Annotated in this window: 21 protein-coding genes; 10 read left to right on the forward strand and 11 right to left on the reverse strand. The window is 62.0% G+C overall.

From position 1 onward, the window contains the following. The first annotated feature begins 12 nt into the window (after positions 1 to 12). Positions 13 to 594 carry a TetR/AcrR family transcriptional regulator gene (locus tag CAF70_RS09640; protein ID WP_013973110.1) on the forward strand — a complete coding sequence of 194 codons (582 nt, stop codon included), beginning with the start codon at positions 13 to 15 and terminating at the stop codon, positions 592 to 594. Between the two features lie 109 nt (positions 595 to 703). Here CAF70_RS09640 and CAF70_RS09645 read toward each other — a convergent pair whose 3' ends face one another. The 5 genes from CAF70_RS09645 to CAF70_RS09665 are packed head-to-tail and all read right to left on the reverse strand — an operon-like array spanning position 704 to position 7,203. Beyond that, positions 704 to 1,081 carry a response regulator gene (locus tag CAF70_RS09645; protein ID WP_003256176.1) on the reverse strand — a complete coding sequence of 126 codons (378 nt, stop codon included), beginning with the start codon at positions 1,079 to 1,081 and terminating at the stop codon, positions 704 to 706. A gap of 44 nt (positions 1,082 to 1,125) precedes the next feature. Next, positions 1,126 to 2,352 (reverse strand): hybrid sensor histidine kinase/response regulator, encoded by a 1,227-nt coding sequence (locus CAF70_RS09650; RefSeq protein WP_085624393.1) that lies wholly within the window; start codon positions 2,350 to 2,352, stop codon positions 1,126 to 1,128. After that, positions 2,346 to 2,921 carry a chemotaxis protein CheB gene (locus tag CAF70_RS09655; RefSeq protein WP_085624395.1) on the reverse strand — a complete coding sequence of 192 codons (576 nt, stop codon included), beginning with the start codon at positions 2,919 to 2,921 and terminating at the stop codon, positions 2,346 to 2,348. The genes CAF70_RS09650 and CAF70_RS09655 overlap by 7 nt, the downstream gene beginning before the upstream one ends. Next, complete coding sequence (locus CAF70_RS09660) at positions 2,918 to 3,739, reverse strand: protein-glutamate O-methyltransferase CheR (protein ID WP_085624397.1); 822 nt, start codon at positions 3,737 to 3,739, stop codon at positions 2,918 to 2,920. Before CAF70_RS09660 ends, CAF70_RS09655 begins: the two co-directional genes overlap by 4 nt. Further along, complete coding sequence (locus CAF70_RS09665) at positions 3,736 to 7,203, reverse strand: response regulator (RefSeq protein WP_085624399.1); 3,468 nt, start codon at positions 7,201 to 7,203, stop codon at positions 3,736 to 3,738. Before CAF70_RS09665 ends, CAF70_RS09660 begins: the two co-directional genes overlap by 4 nt. A gap of 248 nt (positions 7,204 to 7,451) precedes the next feature. Between CAF70_RS09665 and CAF70_RS09670 the strand changes: the two genes are divergently transcribed. Further along, on the forward strand, positions 7,452 to 7,802 hold the full coding sequence (locus tag CAF70_RS09670; RefSeq protein ID WP_085624401.1) for a response regulator: 351 nt from the start codon (positions 7,452 to 7,454) through the stop codon (positions 7,800 to 7,802). 122 nt (positions 7,803 to 7,924) lie between these two features. On the opposite strand, the gene cobF is transcribed toward CAF70_RS09670, so the two are convergent. Next, the gene (gene cobF, locus CAF70_RS09675) at positions 7,925 to 8,674 is read right to left on the reverse strand and encodes a precorrin-6A synthase (deacetylating) (protein WP_085624403.1); all 750 of its coding nucleotides are present in this window, start codon (positions 8,672 to 8,674) and stop codon (positions 7,925 to 7,927) included. 67 nt (positions 8,675 to 8,741) lie between these two features. Next, on the reverse strand, positions 8,742 to 10,031 hold the full coding sequence (locus CAF70_RS09680) for an OprD family porin (protein WP_085624405.1): 1,290 nt from the start codon (positions 10,029 to 10,031) through the stop codon (positions 8,742 to 8,744). A gap of 361 nt (positions 10,032 to 10,392) precedes the next feature. Here CAF70_RS09680 and CAF70_RS09685 point away from each other — a divergent pair, with 361 nt between their 5' ends. The 3 genes from CAF70_RS09685 to CAF70_RS09695 all read left to right on the forward strand — a co-directional run bounded on the left by CAF70_RS09685 (position 10,393) and on the right by CAF70_RS09695 (position 11,845). Continuing rightward, positions 10,393 to 10,752 (forward strand): histone-like nucleoid-structuring protein, MvaT/MvaU family, encoded by a 360-nt coding sequence (locus tag CAF70_RS09685; RefSeq protein WP_085624407.1) that lies wholly within the window; start codon positions 10,393 to 10,395, stop codon positions 10,750 to 10,752. Between the two features lie 225 nt (positions 10,753 to 10,977). After that, positions 10,978 to 11,505, forward strand: a complete 528-nt coding sequence (gene gloA, locus CAF70_RS09690; protein ID WP_085624409.1) for a lactoylglutathione lyase — start codon at positions 10,978 to 10,980, stop codon at positions 11,503 to 11,505. A 97-nt stretch (positions 11,506 to 11,602) separates the two neighbouring features. Continuing rightward, entirely contained in the window at positions 11,603 to 11,845 is a 243-nt protein-coding gene (locus CAF70_RS09695; RefSeq protein WP_063914904.1) for a hypothetical protein, read from the forward strand. Positions 11,846 to 11,962: 117 nt separating this feature from the next. Here the strand turns inward: CAF70_RS09695 and CAF70_RS09700 are convergent, their stop codons facing one another. Further along, on the reverse strand, positions 11,963 to 12,784 hold the full coding sequence (locus tag CAF70_RS09700) for a shikimate 5-dehydrogenase (protein WP_085624411.1): 822 nt from the start codon (positions 12,782 to 12,784) through the stop codon (positions 11,963 to 11,965). Positions 12,785 to 13,071: 287 nt separating this feature from the next. On the opposite strand from CAF70_RS09700, the gene CAF70_RS09705 reads away from it, so the two are divergent. After that, positions 13,072 to 13,254, forward strand: a complete 183-nt coding sequence (locus CAF70_RS09705) for a hypothetical protein (RefSeq protein ID WP_085624414.1) — start codon at positions 13,072 to 13,074, stop codon at positions 13,252 to 13,254. A gap of 75 nt (positions 13,255 to 13,329) precedes the next feature. Here CAF70_RS09705 and CAF70_RS09710 read toward each other — a convergent pair whose 3' ends face one another. Together CAF70_RS09710 and CAF70_RS09715 are read right to left on the reverse strand one after the other, a co-directional pair. Next, complete coding sequence (locus CAF70_RS09710) at positions 13,330 to 13,815, reverse strand: glycoside hydrolase family protein (RefSeq protein WP_085624416.1); 486 nt, start codon at positions 13,813 to 13,815, stop codon at positions 13,330 to 13,332. Between the two features lie 62 nt (positions 13,816 to 13,877). Beyond that, positions 13,878 to 14,243 (reverse strand): chemotaxis protein, encoded by a 366-nt coding sequence (locus CAF70_RS09715; protein WP_085624418.1) that lies wholly within the window; start codon positions 14,241 to 14,243, stop codon positions 13,878 to 13,880. Positions 14,244 to 14,405: 162 nt separating this feature from the next. On the opposite strand from CAF70_RS09715, the gene CAF70_RS09720 reads away from it, so the two are divergent. Beyond that, positions 14,406 to 15,230, forward strand: coding sequence for a S24 family peptidase (locus CAF70_RS09720; RefSeq protein ID WP_085624420.1), 825 nt, complete (start codon positions 14,406 to 14,408; stop codon positions 15,228 to 15,230). Between the two features lie 37 nt (positions 15,231 to 15,267). Here the strand turns inward: CAF70_RS09720 and CAF70_RS09725 are convergent, their stop codons facing one another. After that, positions 15,268 to 15,591 (reverse strand): DUF1654 domain-containing protein, encoded by a 324-nt coding sequence (locus CAF70_RS09725; protein ID WP_085624422.1) that lies wholly within the window; start codon positions 15,589 to 15,591, stop codon positions 15,268 to 15,270. Positions 15,592 to 15,822: 231 nt separating this feature from the next. Between CAF70_RS09725 and CAF70_RS09730 the strand changes: the two genes are divergently transcribed. From CAF70_RS09730 to pbpG, 3 genes are all read left to right on the forward strand, one after another. Further along, the gene (locus CAF70_RS09730) at positions 15,823 to 16,497 is read left to right on the forward strand and encodes a polysaccharide lyase family 7 protein (protein ID WP_085624424.1); all 675 of its coding nucleotides are present in this window, start codon (positions 15,823 to 15,825) and stop codon (positions 16,495 to 16,497) included. Positions 16,498 to 16,654: 157 nt separating this feature from the next. After that, entirely contained in the window at positions 16,655 to 17,785 is a 1,131-nt protein-coding gene (locus CAF70_RS09735; RefSeq protein WP_085624426.1) for a sensor histidine kinase KdpD, read from the forward strand. A 159-nt stretch (positions 17,786 to 17,944) separates the two neighbouring features. Continuing rightward, the gene (gene pbpG, locus CAF70_RS09740) at positions 17,945 to 18,871 is read left to right on the forward strand and encodes a D-alanyl-D-alanine endopeptidase (RefSeq protein WP_063915020.1); all 927 of its coding nucleotides are present in this window, start codon (positions 17,945 to 17,947) and stop codon (positions 18,869 to 18,871) included. The last annotated feature ends 115 nt before the right edge of the window (positions 18,872 to 18,986 follow it).

The following is an 18,986-nucleotide window of genomic DNA, read 5'->3' on the forward strand; positions in this document are numbered from 1 at the left end:
GGAGCGAATGCCATGCCCCCGGTCAATGCCGCGATGCGCTGTGCCAACTTTGAAGAGCGACGTGACCGGGCCATGGCGCTGTTTGCCGAAAAGGGCTTCGGTCAGGTCAGCATGCGCGAGCTGGCGGCCCATGTGGGCCTTACCGCGGGCTCGCTGTACCACCACTTCCCCAGCAAGCAGGACTTGCTGTACGACCTGATCGAGGAGCTGTACGAGGAGTTGCAGGCCACCCTCGACCAGGGGCGCCGGGCCATGGCGCGCGGCGCATCGGCGTTGAGCTGCCTGATTGCCGCGCACTGGCAACTGCATGCCGAGCGGCCCATGCAGTTTCGCCTGGCGGAGCGCGACTTCTGTTGCCTGAGCGACGACCAGCAGGCGCGCCTGGCCTTGTTGCGCAAGCGCTATGAGGCGGGGTTGCTGAGGTTGATCGCACCGCAGGCGAAGTTGCAGGGTGAGGCCCTGGTGGCCACGGCGCATGTGGTGGCGACACTGCTTAACCAGTTGCCGGGGTTGCTGAAGGCCTTGCCCGAGGAACAGGGGCTGGGGTTGATGGAAAGCATGCTGGTGGGTGGGCTGGAGCGGACCTTGCGCTAGCCTGCACCGGCCTCTTCGCGGGCTTGCCCGCTCCCACAGGAAACCCGCAGGCTTCAAGGTCTGCACAGAACCTGTGGGAGCGGGCGCGCCCGCGAAGAGGCAAACACAGTCAGCGCAGGAGCGACTGGATCTGCTCGTGCAAGGTATCCAGGTCGAACGGCTTGGCCAGGATCGGTGCCTTGCGGGTGATCGGGCTGCCCGACTCGAGAATCTCCGCCGGGTAGCCGCTGATGAAGATCACCTTCAGGTCCGGCCGCAACTTCACCGCCGGCTCGGCAATGTCCACCCCGGAAATCCCGCCCGGCAAGCGGAAGTCCGTTACCATCAGGTCGAGGTGCGGCTTGCTTGCCAGAATCGCGAACGCCTGCTCGCCATCCTCGGCCACCAGCACGTGGTAGCCCTCGCCCGCCAGGTAATCACGCAGGATCATGCGAATCGCCGGTTCGTCCTCGACCACCAGCACTACATCTTGTGCATCTTCACTCATGTCAACGCCTTGAAATACTTACAACTGGCCATCAGACCCCAGGCTCATGCAGAGGTTGCCCGTGCCTGGTCGTTTTGTTGTTCGCAGGTTGCCAGTGGCAATTGCAAGGTGAAGGTGGCGCCTTTGCCCTCTTCACTCTCCACCAGTATGCGCCCGCCGTGTGCCTGGACGATCTGCTCCGATATGTACAGCCCCAGGCCCAACCCACCACTGGCCTGCTGGGTGGCGACCCGCTCGAACTGCTGGAAGATGCGCTGCTGGTTGGCCACGCCGATACCGATGCCATGGTCCTGCACCTGCACGCAGGCCAGGCCGTCCTGCTCGAACACCCGCACCTGCACCGGTTTGCGCTCACCATAACGCAAGGCATTGGACAACAGGTTGGCCAGCACCTGCTCGATGCGAAACTCGTCCCACTCGCCCTGCAGCGGCTCGCAGCGTTGCAACTCGATACAGGTGTCCAGTGCGCTGGCCTGGGCAGCGAAGTTCTCCACCAGGCCACGCACCAGCAGGCTCAGGTCGAACGCCTTGGGCCGCAGCGACAGTTTGCCGGTGCGGATGCGCGATACATCGAGCATGTCTTCGACCAGGCGGATCAGGCTGTTGATCTGCCGCTCGTCGCGCTCGACCATGGCCTGCAGCTTGTCGCCGCTGAAGGCGTCCAGGTTGCCGCGCGCCAGGTGCAGCTTGCGCAACTGGGTTTCCAGGATCAGGCCATTGAGCGGGGTGCGCACTTCGTGAGACACGATGGACATGAAGTCATCGCGCATGCGCACGGCATGCTCCAGTTCGCTGCGTGCCGTTTGCAGCTGGGCCAGCAGCAGTTCCTGCTCCTGGCGGCTGCGCTCCAGGGCCTGCAACTGGCGGTCGAGCACCTTGCGCTGGCGGTACAGATCGACGAACACCGATACCTTGCTCTTCACCGCCAGGGTGTCGAGCGGCTTGTGCAGAAAGTCCACCGCGCCGCTTTCATAGCCCTTGAACGCGTAGTTCATCTCGCGTCCGGCGGCCGTGACGAACACGATGGGAATGTTGCGGGTCTTTTCCGTGCCGCGCATCAGCTCGGCCAGTTCGAAACCGTTCATGCCCGGCATCTGCACATCGAGGATGGCCAGGGCGAACTCGTGCTCGAGCAACAGCGACAACGCTGCCTCGGCTGACTGGGCCTGGTGCACCTCGCGGTCTTGGCCCTGGATCAGGGCGTCGAGGGCCAGCAGGTTTTCTGGCAGGTCGTCGACGATCAGCAGTTTGGCGATGGTGTGGCTTAGCATGCGCTGGGTTCCAGGGCCGCGAGCAATCGCTCGATGCCGCTCAGAGAAAGAATATGGTCGGGCTGGTGCAGGGCCAGGGCGGCCTCCGGCATCAGCGCCACCTGTGCGTCGCAAGGGTCCTGGACCACGGTCCGGCCCCCATTGTGCTTGATATAGGCCAGGCCTTCGGCGCCATCCTCATTGGCCCCGGTGAGCAGCATGCCCAGCAGGCCGGCACCGTAGGCATCGGCCGCCGACATGAACAGGTAGTCAATCGCCGGCCGGGAAAAATGCACCGGCGGCTCCTGGCTCAACGACAGGGTCAGGTCACGCTCCACCGACAGGTGGTAACCGGGCCCGGCCACGTAGATCTGCCCGGCGCGCAGCGGCTGCTTGTCACGGGCCTCGCACACCGGCCGTCGCAGGCGGCGCTGCAGCACCTCGGCCAGCTGGCTGTGGCGGTCGTCCGGCAGGTGCAGTACGCATATCACCGGAATGGCGAAGCCGGCCGGCAACGCGCCCAGCACGCTGAACAGCGCCGTCACACCGCCCGCCGAGGCGCCGATCACCATCGCGTGCACGCCTTTCATGACTTGCGGTAGATCCGTTCGGGCTTGACCAGCGACTCGAAGCGCTCGCTGTAAGCGGAAAAATCCACCGATTCCTTGCTGCCCAGCACCAGGAAGCCGCGGTGGCACAGGGACTCGTGGAACAGGCCCAGGGCACGATCCTGCAGCTCCTTGTTGAAATAGATGAGCACGTTGCGGCACGACACCAGCTGGGTTTCGGAAAACACGCTGTCGGTGGCCAGGCTATGGTCGGCGAAGGTCACGTTGTCGCGCAGGGTGCTGTCCATGATGGCGTTGCCGTAGGCCGCCGTGTAGTACTCGGCAAAGTCCCGCCGGCCACCGGCGAGGCGATAGTTTTCGGCGTATTCGCGCATGCTCTGCATCGAGTAGATGCCCTGCTTGGCCTTGTCCAGCGAATGCGGGTTGATGTCGGTGGCGTAGATGATGGTGCGCTCCAGCAGGCCTTCTTCGCGCAGCAGGATGGCCATCGAATACACCTCCTCGCCCGTGCTGCAGCCGGCAATCCACACCTTGATCGACGGCCAGGTGCGCAGCAGCGGTACCACCTCGTTGCGCAGCGCCACGTAATGCCCTGGGTCGCGGAACATCTCGCTGACCGGGATCGTCAGGTACTGCAGCAACTGCATGAACATGCCGGGGTCGTGCAGCACGCGCTCCTGCAGCGCCGACACCGTGAGGCAGTCGAACTGGCGCAGCGCATGCAGGATCCGGCGCTTGATCGACGCGCCGGAATAGTTGCGGAAATCGTAGCTGTACTTGAGGTAGATGGCCTCGATCAGCAAGCGGATTTCGATGTCGGTGTTACGTTCGCTAGTCAAATTCGCTCCAGTTGCGGCAGCCACACACGGATCAGCGAGAACAGGCGGTCCAGGTCGATCGGCTTGGCCAGATAATCGTTGGCGCCAGCCTGCAGGCAACGCTGCTGGTCATCCTTCATCGCCTTGGCGGTCACGGCAATGATCGGCAACTTGCGCCAGCGCGGTTGCTGGCGGATCAACCGGGTGGCCTCGAAGCCATCCATCTCCGGCATCATCACGTCCATCAGCACCAGGTCGATGTCGTCATGCTGCTCCAGGCGCTCGATGGCCTCGCGGCCGTTGCGGCCGATTTCGACGATCGCGCCCTTGTGCTCCAGCGCGCTGGTCAGGGCAAAGATGTTGCGCACATCGTCGTCCACCAGCAACACCTTGCGCCCTTCGAATACCTTGTCGCGGCTACGCGCGGTCTTGAGCATGCGCTGGCGTTCGTTGGACAGCTGCGACTCGACCTTGTGCAGGAACAGCGTCACTTCGTCGAGCAGGCGCTCCGGCGAGCGGGCGCCCTTGATGATGATAGAGCGCGAGTACTTGAGCAGGTCGGCCTCTTCTTCGCGGGTCAGGTTGCGCCCGGTGTACACGATCACTGGCGGGAAGGCACGGATGTCTTCCCCGGTCATGCGCTTGAGCAGCTCGTTGCCGAGCATGTCCGGCAGCTTGAGGTCGATGATCATGCAGTCGTAGATGTTCTCGCGCAGCAACGCCAGGGCATCCTGGGCCATGGCCACGGCGGTGATCTCGACATCGTCGTCGCCGATCAGGCGGGCGATGCTTTCGCGCTGCAGGTCGTCATCCTCCACCAGCAGGATATGCTTGAGCTTCTGGGTGAGCTTGGCTTCCAGGCGAGCGAACACTTCCTTGAGCTCTTCGCGGCTGGTGGGCTTGACCGCATAACCGACGGCGCCCATGTGCATGGCCGCCTCGACCCGGTCTTCCACGGAAATGATATGCACCGGTATATGCCGGGTATTGGCCTGTTCCTTCAGGCGCTGCAGCACGGTCAGGCCGGAATGGTCGGGCAGGCGCATGTCCAGCAGGATGGCATCGGGGATGTACTGGGCGGCCAGCTCGAAGCCCTCGTCGGCGCCCTGCGCCACCAGGCAGCTGTAACCCAGCTCGTGGGCCAGGTCGAAGAGGATGCGGGCAAAGTTCGGTTCGTCCTCGATCACCAGGATGCAGCGGTTGCCGAACGGTGCTTGCTCGCGGTCATCGGCAAACGCCGGCTGCGGCCGTTTCGGCGTTGCCGCCGCCGGCACCTGCGGCGCGGGTGGCAGGGTATCGACCGCCGGGCGCAGGCTGAGCGGCTCGATGTCCTGCGCCACGCGCTCATAGCGCTCCGGCAGGATCAGGCTGAACACGCTGCCCTGGCCGGGGCTGCTGTCGACACTGATCTGCCCGCCCAGCAGGTGCGCCAGGTCGCGGGAAATGGACAGCCCCAGGCCGGTGCCGCCATAGCGGCGGTTGCTGGTGCCATCGACCTGGTGGAAGGCACCGAATATCGCCTCCTGCTGGTCGACAGCAATGCCGATACCGGTATCGCGCACGGCAAAGACGATACCGTGGTCGGGCTGGTAGCTGATGTTCAGGCTGACCTGGCCGCGCTCGGTGAACTTGATGGCGTTGGACAGCAGGTTCTTGAGAATCTGCTCCAGGCGCTGGCGGTCGGTGAACAGCGTGGCCGGCACCTGCGCCTCGGTGGTCACCTCGAAGGCCAGGCCCTTGTGCCCGGCCAGCGGCTCGAACATGCCGCGCAGGCCTTCGACCAGGCGCTCCACCTGGGTGCTTTCGGGGCGCACTTCGAGCTTGCCGGCCTCCACCTTGGCGATGTCGAGAATATCGTTGATCAGGTTAAGCAGATCGTTGCCGGCCGAGTAGATGGATTCGGCGAACTTGACCTGCTCGTCGCTGAGGTTGCCCTCGCCGTTCTCCGCCAGCAGCTTGGCCAGGATCAGCGAACTGTTCAACGGCGTGCGCAGTTCGTGGGACATGTTGGCAAGGAACTCGGACTTGTACTTGCTCGAACGCTGCAGCTCATCGGCGCGCGCCTGCAGTTCGTCCTGGGCGTGCAGCAGCTCGTCGTTCTTGCGGTCCAGCGCTTCGGTGCGCTCGGACAGCTGCTCGTTGGTCTGCTCCAGTTCTGCCTGCTGGGTTTCCAGATGGGCCTGGGACTCCTTGAGCACGCGGGATTGCTCTTCCAGCTCCTCGTTGGCGGTTTTCAGCTCTTCCTGCTGCACCTGCAGCTCTTCGTTCAGTTGCTGGGTCTCGGCCAGCACCTCCTGCAGGCGCTGCCGGTAGCGGGCACTTTCGATGGAGATGCCGAGGTTGCCACTGACCCGTTGCAGCATCTCCTCGTCCTGCGCCCGCAGCGGCCGCAGGAAGCCCAGCTCGAGCACACCATTGACCTGCCCATCGTCGCCCGTTGGCATAAGCAGTGCACTGCGCGGCAGGCCTCGGCCCAGGCCGGAGCTGAGGTGGAAATAGTCCTCGGGCAAGTCTTCCAGGCGCAGCAGCCGTGTTTCGCGCACGGCCTGGGCCAGCAGGCCCTCGTGGTCACCCAGCACCTGCTCCCGCGCCTGCTCCTCGGCATCCAGGCCATAGCTGGCCACACGCACCAGGCGGCCATGCTCGTCACGCACGTACAACGCGCCGACCACGCTGCCCAGGTAACTGGCGAAGAAACGCAGGATATTGTCACCGAGCATGGGCAGGGTCAGCTGGCCCAGCACCTGCTCGGCCAGTTGGGTCTGCCCGTTGCGCAGCCAGGCCTGGTGCTCCAGGCGCTCGGCCGCGCGCTGCTGGGCTTTGAGGTTTTCGTCATAGCTCGCCGACAGCGCCAGCAGGTCGCGTCGCCCGAGGTAGGCCAGCAAGGCGCTGAGGCCGACGATGAACAGCACGAAGGACGACATGACCGTGACAGTCACACTGTTGACCCGCTCGTTGCGCGTCATGCGCAACTGTTGTTCGCTGCTGATCAGGTTGTCGAACTCCTTGCGGATCTCGTCGGTCAGGCGTTTGCCGCGGCCGTTGCCGACCAGGGCACGGTAATCACCCTCGCTGCGGCGCAGCTCGATCATCTGGCTACCAAAGGCATTCCAGGCCTGCTGCAAGGCGATCAGGCGGTCGATACGTTCAACCTGTTGCAGGTTATCGCCGACCATGCCGCGCAGGCTCTGCAGGCTGTCGATAATGCGCGGCTTGGCCACCTCGTAAGGGTCGAGGAAACGCTCGTCGCCGGTGATCAGGAAGCCGCGCATGCCGGTTTCCATGTCGATCGACAGTTTGACCGTTTCGTTGGCGTTGCCGATCACCCGGTCGGTGTGCTCGACCCACTGCAAGGCCGAAAGCAGGTAGTTGATAACCGCGACGAAGGCCACGGCCCCCAGCAGACCTACCCCCAAGGGGAGGCCGATGTTGCGGCTCAACAGCTTGCGGAAGCTTCGCTGGTCCATCGAGGCTGCTTGAATCATGTGAAAACGCCCGAGCTAGAAAAGTCCATTGAAAGGAGTGGCAAATCGGTTTTTGTCAGTAGCTGCCACTGCGTCGTCCTGTTAAGCGAGTCTAACCAGCTTTGCCGGGTCTGGCAGGGCATTTAGCCAGTATTTGAAGGTAGCGTGCGCCAATCGTTCCATCTGATTGCAGGGCCCGGTATCCTCGGGAACTTCTGCTGCCATCCGGAGCACAGATTAAAGACATTCATTCGCACAGGATCCTGACCATGCACCTTCTGATAGTCGAAGACGACGACATCGTACGCATGCTGATGGTCGAAGTGCTCGACGAGTTGGGCTATACGGTCATCGAGGCGGAACATGCCAGCGCAGCGCTATGCATTCTTGAGGACCCGGACCAGCAGCTGGCGCTTATGATGACCGATGTGGGGCTGCCAGACATGCGCGGCGAAGAGCTGGCAGCCAGGGCGCGCGAACTGCGGCCGGCGCTGCCGGTGCTGTTCGCCAGTGGCTATGCCGAAAGCGTCGATGTGCCGGAGGGCATGCACCTGATCGGCAAGCCGTTCGGTATCGACCAGCTGCGGGACAAGGTGCAGGCCATCCTGGGTAAACCTTGAAACCGGCGCCGCCTGCTTCGCGGGCTCGCCCGCTCCCACAGGTTTGCCACAGGCGCCGAGTGCAGTGCAATACCTGTGGGAGCGGGCAAGCCCGCGAAGAGGCCGGCACAAGCTGCAACTGACTACAGCTCCCGGCGCAACAGGTAGCTATCCATGATCCACCCCTTGCGCGCCCGCTCCCGCTCACGCACTTCCAGTATCTGTGCCTTCACCGCCTGCAATGGCCCGGCGATCAGCACCTCATCGGCGGTCCCCAGGTACGCGGCCCAGTAGATCATCAACCCCGGGTCATCAAGCCGGGCAAACGCGCACTGCCCGTCGAGCATCACCAGCACATTGTCGATTTGCCCCTGCTCGGCCAGGCGCCGCCCCGGCAACACGATCAACGGTTCACCGATACGATTGAGCGGCACCTGATGACGCGCTGCCAATGCCTGCACACTGCTGATGCCCGGAATGACCTGCAGCCGCATCGCCACACCGCGCTCACGAACCAGGTCAAGAATGCGTAGCGTGCTGTCGTAAAGCGTTGGCTCGCCCCAGAGCAGAAAGGCACCGGTTTCGCCAACGCCAATTTCCTGCTCGATCAGCCGGGCATACAGCGCCGCACGCTGCCGGTGCCAATCTTGCACCGCCCCCAGGTAGTCATCCGACTGGCCATCGCGGGCAGGATCGGCGACCTGCACCAGGCGGTAGCCGCCCTCGGGCCGGTAGCGTTGCAGGATGGCCTGGCGCAGGCGCACCAGTTCGTCCTTGTCGCTGCCCTTGCAGAGCACGAAGAACACGCTGGCCTGGCGCAGCGCATCAACCGCCTCGTAGGTGACCTGACGCGGGTCACCCGGGCCGATACCGATCAACAACAGGTCTTTCATTGCCCTGCCCTTTGCGGGAACCCGCAGCCATTGTCAGGTGGCTGCCGGCATTTGGCAAAGCGCCCCGTCAGAAGATGGAGAAGTTGTAGCTGACAATGACCCGCGTCTCATCCATATCGCGGGCCCACCTTTCATAGTTGCTGCGGTAAGTGGAATTACGCAGGCGCACGCTGACGTCCTTGAACGTGCCACTTTGCACCTGGTACTTGAACTCGGTGTCGCGCTCCCACTCTTTGCCTTCGGCCGTACTGCCCGGTACCTTGATATTGTCACCGTTGATGTAACGGGTGAAGAAGGTCAGGCCGGGCACGCCCAGAGCCTTGAAGTCATAGTCGTAACGCACCTGCCAGGAGCGCTCCTTGGCGGCGGCGAAGTCGTTGACCTGGGCATAGTTGACCAGGTACGGGTTGGTGCCATCCAGATAGGGCATGGCACTGTCGCCATACATGCGCTGCCAGCCGGCACTGAACTTGTGACCACCCAGGCTGTAGCCGAGCATGCCGCTGAACGCGCGATGGTCGATTTCGCCGGCGCGGGCATTGCCGATGTCATCGCTTTTTATCAAGCGCAGGTCGGCCGACAGGCTGCCCAGCGCCAATGGCTGGCTGGCCACCAGGCCGAGGAAATGCTGGCGGTAGATGTTCTCCAGCCTGGCCACCTGATACTGGGCGCTGAAGCGCTCGTTGAAACGGTAATCGACACCGGCCAGGTCAAAGTGGTCAGCCTCGATATCACAGGCATAGCGCTTGTTCTTGCAGTGCACGCGAATATCCTGGCGATCAGTGGAATCCCGTGCGGTGTACTTGTCCAGGCGGGCCAGGGTGAACTTCAGGTCGCGCACTTCTTCGGAGGTGAGCATGGCGCCATGGAACAGGGTCGGCAGCAGGCGGCCATCGTTGTACTTGAGCAGCGGCACATCCGGCATCATCGAACCGTATTTGAGCACGGTACTGGAAACCTTGGCCTTGGCCGCCAGGCCCATCTTCGCGTACTGGTCCGCCGAGTGGCGCGGGTCGTGACCGGAAGACGGCAACAGGCCGCTGTTACTGTCCGCCGGGCTGGAGTCAAGTTTGAAGCCGAACATGCCCAGCGCATCCACGCCAAAACCTACCGGCCCCTGGGTATAACCCGACTGAACATTGAGGATGAAGCCTTGTGCCCATTCTTCGCGTTTGGACGCGCCCTGGCTGGAACTGCTGTGGCCGTCACGAAAATCCCGGTTGAAATAGACATTGCGTGCTTCGACCTTGGCACTGCTGTCTTCAAGAAAACCGGCGGCCTGGGCACTGACGCCGGCACACAACAGGAACAGGCCGGCAACACGACGCCCGGGGGCGCGGGGGAAAGGGGCAAACATGCGAGAAAACATCCAGAATCAAGGCGGGTAAACAACCTGTGGCACGTGCTGGCCACGGTACTGCGAGGGGACCGAACAATAGCCGGCCATCATCTGACGATGATCGCGCAATGGCTCTGGCACGGGCCATTGGACCATGGTCTAAGCGCGCCAAAAGGCAACCGCGGAAAAACGGGCAAATACCGCACGCAAAACTAGGAAAGTTCCCGGCTTACTTACAAAAAGTTTGCAGTTTACCCAGTACCCACGAATGACTACACTCGATATCAGCGAACAGCGGAACCCACCCGCGTGGCCGGCGTTTTATTTTTCTTCAATGTTCGTCACGCCCTGCCACGACCGACGTACAGGAGTGATTACAGTGTCCAGACTTGCAGAGTTTCGTGCTGCCGAAAAAGCGCTCCAGGAACAGATGGCGCAACTGGAAGCGTTGAAAAAGGATGCCGGCCTAAAACGCGAAATCGAATTCGAGCAGAAACTAGTCGGCCTGATGAAGAGCTATGACAAGAGCCTGCGCGATATCATCGCCATCCTCGACCCGAAGGCCGTGGCCCGGGTTACCAGTGCAGCGCCCAAGCAACAGCGCCGCCCGCGCGTGGTGAAGGTTTACACCAACCCGCACACCGGTGAGCGGATCGAGACCAAAGGCGGCAACCACCGCGGCCTCAAGGCCTGGAAAGAACAGTATGGGGCCGCCACGGTAGAAAGCTGGGCACGCTGATGAAACGTCCACACGCACTTCACACTTTTTTCACAAGGGCTGGCTCAGTATCGAGACAGCTAAAGGACTAGCGACCCCATCACGCGCCCGCACATGCGGGCCTCTAATTCCAGCGCCCTGCCTCGTGCAGGGCGCTTTCATTTGCGCAATCGGCGCACTGCCGTATCATGGCCAGCCTGTCTGTTTTGCCGGTGCCCTGCGCCCGGCCCCGTCTCAGGAGTTCCCATGAGCCTGCACGATCTGCAAACCCTGCCTGGCGTCACCGCACAACCGGACGCCGCCACCGCCCAGTTCGTCTTCAACCACACCATGCTGCGGGTCAAGGACATCGAGAAGTCCCTGGACTTCTACACCCGCGTGCTGGGCTTCCGCCTGGTGGACAAGCGCGACTTCCCCGAAGCTGCCTTCAGCCTGTACTTCCTGGCCCTGGTCGACCCGGCGCAGATCCCTGCCGATGACCACGAACGCCACCAGTGGATGAAATCGATCCCTGGCGTGCTGGAGCTGACCCACAACCACGGCACCGAAAACGATGCCGAATTTGCCTACCACGATGGCAACACCGACCCGCGCGGCTTTGGCCACATCTGCGTCTCGGTACCGGACGTACGCGCCGCCTGCGCGCGTTTCGAGGCACTGGATGTGCCGTTCCAGAAGCGCTTGCAGGACGGGCGCATGAACCACCTGGCCTTCATCAAGGACCCTGACGGCTACTGGGTCGAAGTCATCCAGCCGACCGAGCTCAAAGGCTGAGCGTTCCTTGCGGCTCGCTCGTCGGGCCGGGAACTCCCGGCCCCTTGCTGTGGTATATGAAGGTAACTGCTTCACATGCCACAGCGAGGTAAGGACGATGCAATCTCTTCACTGTGAATACCGCAAGCACACCATCACCGCCAGCGTGATGCCCCACCCCGATTCCCCCCTGCCCTATGCCGCCGGCTGCCTGATCACCGACCCTGACGGGCACACCAGCAAGCGCATGTCGATGCCGATGAAGTTCTTCTCCGACCTTGAGAACGCACAGCATGTGTCGCTGGCCCATGGCCGGGCGCTGGTGGACCAGCAACTGGATGAAGGGCACAAGGTGTTCTGACCTTGTCAATGCCTGTGCCGGCCTCTTCGCGGGCTTGCCCGCTCCCACAGGGAATTTGAAATCTGTGCAGTACCTGTGGGAGCGGGCGAGCCCGCGAAAGGGCCGGCACAGGAATAATCAGATATCCCGGGCGTATGCCACCGCCGCCTCCACCTGCGCCGGTGTCGGCCGCACCCCGGTGTACAGCACGAACTGCTCCAGCGCCTGCAGCGCAATCACTTCCAGCCCGGTGATCACCGGTTTGCCCAGCGCCCGCGCCCGTCTGATCAACGGTGTGTTCTCCGGCATCGCCACCACATCGAACACCCGCGCCGCTGCGGCGATGGCATTTTCGGAAAACGCCAGCTCCTCGGCCTCGGGGCCGCCCGCCATACCGACCGGCGTCACGTTTACCAGCATGGGTGGGCACAGGTCGCCCAGCTCCGGGACCCAGCGATAACCACATACATCCGCCAGCTGCCGCCCGGCCTGCTCGTTGCGCGCAACGATGATGCCTTCGGCGAACCCGGCATCACGCAAGGCACTGGCTACCGCCTTGGCCATACCGCCACTGCCGCGCAAGGCAAACGCCGTGGCCGGGTCGACCTGGTGCTGCGCCAGCAACTGGCGCACGGCCAGGTAATCGGTGTTGTAGGCTTTCAGGTGGCCATCGGTATTGACCAGAGTATTGACCGACTCGATGGCTGCCGCCGACGGGTCGATCTCGTCGACCAGGGCCATGCAGGCCTCCTTGTACGGCATCGATACCCCGCAACCACGGATCCCCAAAGCACGGATGCCCGCCACCGCCGCCGGCAGGTCATCGGTGCGCATGGCCTTGTAGTAGAAGTCCAGGCCCAGCTGCTGGTACAGGTGGTTATGGAAGCGCACACCGAAGGTGCCGGGGCGGCCGGCCAGGGAGATGCACAGCACCGTATCTCTGCTGGGAATTGTCGACATAACCTGCTCCTTTGTCATGACTGAAACGTTTGTTCAGCGTAACAGAGGTAAACGCTGGTCGTCCTTACACAACCTTTACCGTTCCCCCGTGCTCAGCTGACGCAGAGTGGAGTCATGGTAGTAGGACCCCACACTTGAGGTGTTCTCGCGAGGGCTTCAACCGCCACATTCCCGGAATCACCCTGCTGGGTAAATGTTGATAGAAGCAATGACCACTATTGAAGAAGTTGATTTCAAACCGCCCCGGCTGCTGCGTAAGGTAGGGCCATGTTTTACAGGAGGTCCACATGGCCACTATCCAGATCATGTCCGTCGTCGGCAGTGCCGTCCCCGCTTCGCTGCGTGAGAAGGGCCTGCTGGCGTGCTGGTACCTGGTGCGCAACGGCGAAGCCGTAAGCGGCCCCATGCCCACCCTCGCCTCGGCCCAGGCCCTGGTCGAGCAGTTGCAACCAGGCACCTTGGTCGCCTGACCCGTATTTGTTGTGCGTTGCTCCCTACGCCCTTCTGGCCCGCCTACCTGGCGGGTCTTTTTTTTTGCCGGGGCGTTACGCCTGCATCTCACCGCCGCAGGTAATGAACATCTCCAACAATGCGGCCATCTCGTGTTCGCGCTGGCCATAACCCGCGCCAGGCAGGCTAGCCCAGACAGGCGCGGCCTTGGCGATCGCCTGGGCAATGCGGCCGGCCTTTATCAGTGCCAGCGCGCCGCACTCGTTCAGTAACTTGATTGCCGCCAGGTCCTGGGCCTCAGGGGTAAACCGGCCATTGAAGCCATAAGCCCTCACGATGGCATCCCAGGTACCCGCCAGAATCTGGTAGCGCCCCGCCGCAGAGCTGTGGATGCCGTAGCTGGGCAACCACACCTTCTGCTTCGGGTGCCTGCTGTAGTCCGTGAACAATTGGCCGCCGACCAGCACGTTGTAGCCGTCGTCACTGGCAACGATGGTCGAAGTACCTTCGGCCCACGCCAGCACGTCCAGGAATGCGAGCACGTTCGCGCCGCCGGCAGCGGCAGAAACCAGTCGAGCCATGTTGTCTCCCTACAGAAAAGCCCATACGCATGGGCGTGAACAGAATTGTCTTGCGGGCTGCCTCACTCACCTTGCTTCCCGCGTGGGCGGGCTATCCCCTCGCCCTGAACGATGACCTGCCGGGGAGGATGGCCACCGCGACTGGTCAGCGCTTCGATCTTGCCTTCCAGGCGCCCTACGGTGACCACCAGCTCATTGCGCTCCTTGGCAAATTGATCGGCTCTGGCCTGCGCTTCTCTTCGGGCGTCACGCTCGATATCGAGCAGCTCGTTCAGGCGCCGGACCACGCCAATATCAGCGTTGTCCATGGCGCGGTCAGCGGCATCCCTGGACAGCCACTTGCGCAGCCAGAGGAATGCGCCCAGCAACACCGTGCCTGTTCCGCCCAGCCAGGTGATGGTGCCTGGGCCGAGGTCAGTCGGATCCATGAAAACCTCATTACCGATGGTGATGTCGTAAGCCTGGAGAACAGCTTCTCGATGGCTTCCCTTGCTTGCACATTTAATTTAGCCTTCAGCTAATCTCATGACAAGGGAAATTTAGCTTTGCGCACATTTAGCAGCAAGCTAAACACTGGCATGCTTCGTTCCATGGACATCTACGAAATTCGCAAGCACAACCTGGTCAAGCTGATCGGCAGCCAGAGAAAGGGATCCTGCGCAGAGCGTTGGGGGATGGCGCCTGCGCACCTGAGCCAGATCCTTTCGGACAAGACAGCGAAAAACCTGGGCGATGATGTGGCCCGCAGAATCGAGGGCATCGAAGGTTTGCCACGGGGCTGGTTCGACGCCATGGCAGCGGGCGACCAGCCGCCCCCCCCCGTCGAAGCCATCGACAGCAAGCTTTCCGCGGCCGATCTGGTCAAACAGATGCTTGCCAGAAGCGGCCGGGGTATCCCCGAGGAAACCCGGCAAAGGCTGCTGGCCGCCGCCGAGGAACCGGCAGACTCGACGCTGCTGAAGGCCGAACCTGGCCGGCCAGGCCTGGTAGGTGACGAAGTATGGATTGCCCACTACGACGTCCGGGCGGCCATGGGCGGCGGGCAGATCCCGCACGACTACCCCGAGATGTTCAAGGACGTTCGCGTCAGCCCAAGCCATCTGCGCGAGCTGGGTGTGGAGTTCAGCGAGCACCACCACCTGAAGATGGTGACCGGTTGGGGCCAGTCGATGGAACCGACCATCAGGCACCGCGACCCGCTGATCGTGGACGTCAGCATCCGCGAGTTCGTCGGCGATGGAATCTACTTCTTCTCCTGGGGCGACCACATCTACATCAAGCGGCTGCAGATTGCCGACGAAGACCATTTCGAGATGATCTCCGACAACTCGCGGCACAAGGACCGCATGATTCGCCGGGAAGAAACCTACATCCAGGCCAGGGTACTGCTGGTGTGGAACGCACACCTTGTGTAAAGCGAAGCCCGCCACCCGGCGGGCTTTTTTCTGACTTTCAGAAAGGCGCCGCTTGCTCCACCTGCTGCTCGCTGCCCCGCTCGACGACAAAGTCGTCGCGCTCCTCCACGCTGCCGCGCTCCCAGCGCACCGTCACGCTCTCGTCGTCGTTGAAGGTGAGTTCCAGTTCGGGTGTTTCGGCCAGCAGGCCAATCACCGCTTCCCACTCGGCATCGCCGTCGGTATCCAGGCGATGCACCGTCACCCAGCGCTGCGTCTGGGCTACCGGGTGGTTGATCATCGCTGACACCCGCAAGCCAAGGCGCTCTATTCCGGTCATTTCCTGGCGCTGATTGGGTAGGGATTTCATGTGGTTAGACATATTCTTATCCTGATAGCTGTATATTCGTACAGTGCTCAAGGAAAGCTTATCGCACCGACAAATCAAGCGTAAAGCCCCGCTGCAAAAAATTTCGCCAACAGGTAATTTGCCGCCTGGCGAAATAAATTTAGCTTCTGGCTATTGACGATGATTTAGCGCAAAGCTAATTTAAATCCAGCAGCTGCCTCCGCGCTGCTGCAGGCACACCATCATCATATTCAGGAGTTCCCCATGAGCGTAGATATCAGCAACCTCACAATCGCCGTTCCGGTAGCCGTATCGTCAGTCAACGCTGTAGCGACTGAACTCACAGGCGCCGAAGCCATTGCCCAATACCCGGACTACGTGACAGTGCTCAGCGATGGTTCGGTCCAGTTGTTCGCCCCCACCAAAGGCGCTTCGAGCAAAAGCACCCGCAGGACCCGCTGCGAGTGGTCGGAGCCGCAATACTGGACGCTGGCCAGCGCTCAGGATCACTGGAATCGCCAGGAAATGACGCTGACCAAGGTGAACTGGGCGCAAAAGGTGGTCATCGCGCAAATGCACGTTTACGCAGACGACAGCCCGCCCGTGAAGGTGTTCTGGAAAAAGGGCGACATCACCCTTGGGTTTCGGCAGACCTACAACCAGGTAGATCCTGTGAATTCGACGGTGCTCAAGGGGGTTCCACTGGGGGCGAAGTTCGAGGTCAGCATCCACGCCACCTCGGCAGGCGTGGTCAACGTGACGGCCAGGTGCAACGGGGTGACCGGTTCGTCCGGCGACCTGCAGTTCGACAGCAGCTGGGCTTCACGGCTGTTCGAGTTCCACGGCGGGGTCTACAACCAGGTGGACTACACCGATACGACGCCCGTCGATGACGGCTCGATCTGCATCATCAGCGACCTCTCGCTGATCCATGCCTGACCCCAGGCAACCGGCACGCATCCCGATGCCCTGTATCACGGCGCAGGTTGCATCGGGATCGCTCCAGGTGGCCATGGGTGGCTGGCGCTTGAACGACCTGTTTCCGGGATGGACTAATCTATCCGGATGTCTTTTTTTCCGATCAGGGTCAGACGCCATGAGACTGTCCGATTTCATTGATAACGGTATGGAAGCGATTCTGCAGGCTTGGGAAAACTACGCCCGCTCGGTTGAAACAGAGCTGCCGAAACAGGACTCGACCGGCTTGCGCGACCATGCCGAGAAAATGCTGCGCACCGTGGCCGCAGACATGAGAAGGCCGCAGAGCAGGCAACAGCAGTCCGAGAAGGCCCAAGGGAGAGGCCCCAGGGCTTCCAGCGAAACAGCAGCGCAGACCCACGCGGTCGCGCGTTTGGTAGCCGGGTTCTCGATGGACCAGATGGTGTCCGAATACCGGGCTTTGCGCGCAAGCGTTCTGTCACTCTGGCTTACCCAGGAATCGTTCACAGAGGCGGATCATGTCCAGGACATGATCCGGTTCAATGAAGCGATTGACCAGGCGCTCGTAGAGTCGATCGCTGCCTATGGAACAGCAGTCGAGTCGACCCGGCAAATGGTGCTTGCCGTGCTCGGTCATGATCTGCGTTCACCCTTGGGCGCGATACTGATGGCTGGCGGGCTGATCCAGCGGCAGGCGGGGCTGGATGAAAAGGGAAAGGTACTGGCAATCCAGGTTTGTACCAGCGCACAGCGGGCAAACTCCATGATCAACGATCTGCTGGATCTGGCCCGCTGCAATCTGGGGACTGGTATTCCAGTAGGCTTGCGCAAGGTGGACTTGAATCCAATCTGCCGGGCTGTCATTGACGAACTACGCACGGCATTCCCGCATGCACGGATCATCCTCGACGAGCAGGCGCAGATCACCGGTCAATTCGACCCTGACCGCATCGCTCAGGTGTTCTCCAACCTGATTGGCAATGCCCTGCGCCATGGAGATGCGACGGCACCGGTCAAGGTCACGCTGGCCAGGGTGGAGGGTGTTCCACGGGTCAGCGTACAGAATTCCGGAGAACCGATTCCACCCGAAGTGATGCCCTTCATCTTCAAGCCGGAAGGCAGATACTCGAGCTATTCTTCCGGAGAGCGGGGCTCTGCAGCGGGGCTCGGCCTTGGCCTGTTCATCGCATCGGAGATCGTTGGGAAGCACGGCGGCAGAATTGACGTGGTGTCGACCGAAGAGCAAGGGACGACCTTCGAGGTTGTTCTGTCGGCTTCGGCAGAGTGATGATTGGCACAGAATGGGTACAGGATTAAATTTCGTTCACGTTGTGCCCTTTAGTCATAAGGCATTCGACAGCCAATCAGCCATACTCCAGAATGCAGCGGTTTTTGGGGGAAAACCCTTGCACAGCCAACGACATACCAACTTTTAGTGAGCCTCAACGTGAAAACATCCCTGTCCATCCTCAGCCTGCTGCTGTTGCTCACAGGTACTGCGACCCTTCCGTCGACCGCTGCTGCACAACCCCCGGCCCAGGTTCAACGTGACCCGTCCAAGCTACATCTCGCCTCGGGCAGCGCCTTGCTGATCGACCTGAACACCAACCAGGAGCTGTATTCGAGCCACGCCGACCGCGTGGTACCGATTGCCTCGGTGACCAAACTGATGACGGCGATGGTAGTGCTGGACGCCAAACAGCCCATGGATGAGATGCTCACCATGACCATTGCCAACAACCCGGAAATGAAAGGCGTGTATTCGCGCGTGCGCCTGGGCAGCCAGCTCGACCGCCGCGAAACCTTGCTGATTACCCTGATGTCATCGGAAAACCGTGCGGCCAACACCTTGGCCAACCATTACCCCGGCGGCTACCCGGCGTTCATCAAGGCCATGAATGCCAAGGCCCGCAGCCTGGGCATGGCGCACACCCGCTACGTCGAGCCGACTGGCCTGTCGACGCAGAACGTGTCCAGCGCCCGCGATTTGGCCAAGCTGCTGATGGCCTCGCGCAAGTACCCGATGCTGAGTGAACTGTCGACCACTCGCGAGAAGACCGTGGCCTTCCGCAAGCCCAACTACACCCTGGGCTTCCGCAACACCGACCACCTGGTGAACAAGAGCAACTGGGACATCAAGCTGACCAAGACCGGCTTCACCAATGAAGCCGGTCACTGCCTGGTGCTGCTGACCCGCATGGACAATCGCCCGGTGGCCATGGTGATCCTAGATGCCTTTGGCAAGTACACCCACTTCGCCGATGCCAGCCGCATGCGCCAGTGGCTGGAAACCGGTGCCGCCAAGCCGGCGCCGGCGGTGGCCATGCAGTACAAGGCCGAGCGGCAGAACAAAGGGCGCCTGGCGGCCGAGTAACCGGAGCCGGAATGATGGGGCCCGCACCGGCCCTATCGCCGGCAAGCCACAGTGACAGCACCAGGCATGCGAGAGCAACTGCCCTGCGCGGTACATGTGGGAGCCGGCTTGCCGG

The organism is Pseudomonas sp. B19(2017) (genome assembly GCF_002113165.1).
GTDB lineage: Bacteria > Pseudomonadota > Gammaproteobacteria > Pseudomonadales > Pseudomonadaceae > Aquipseudomonas.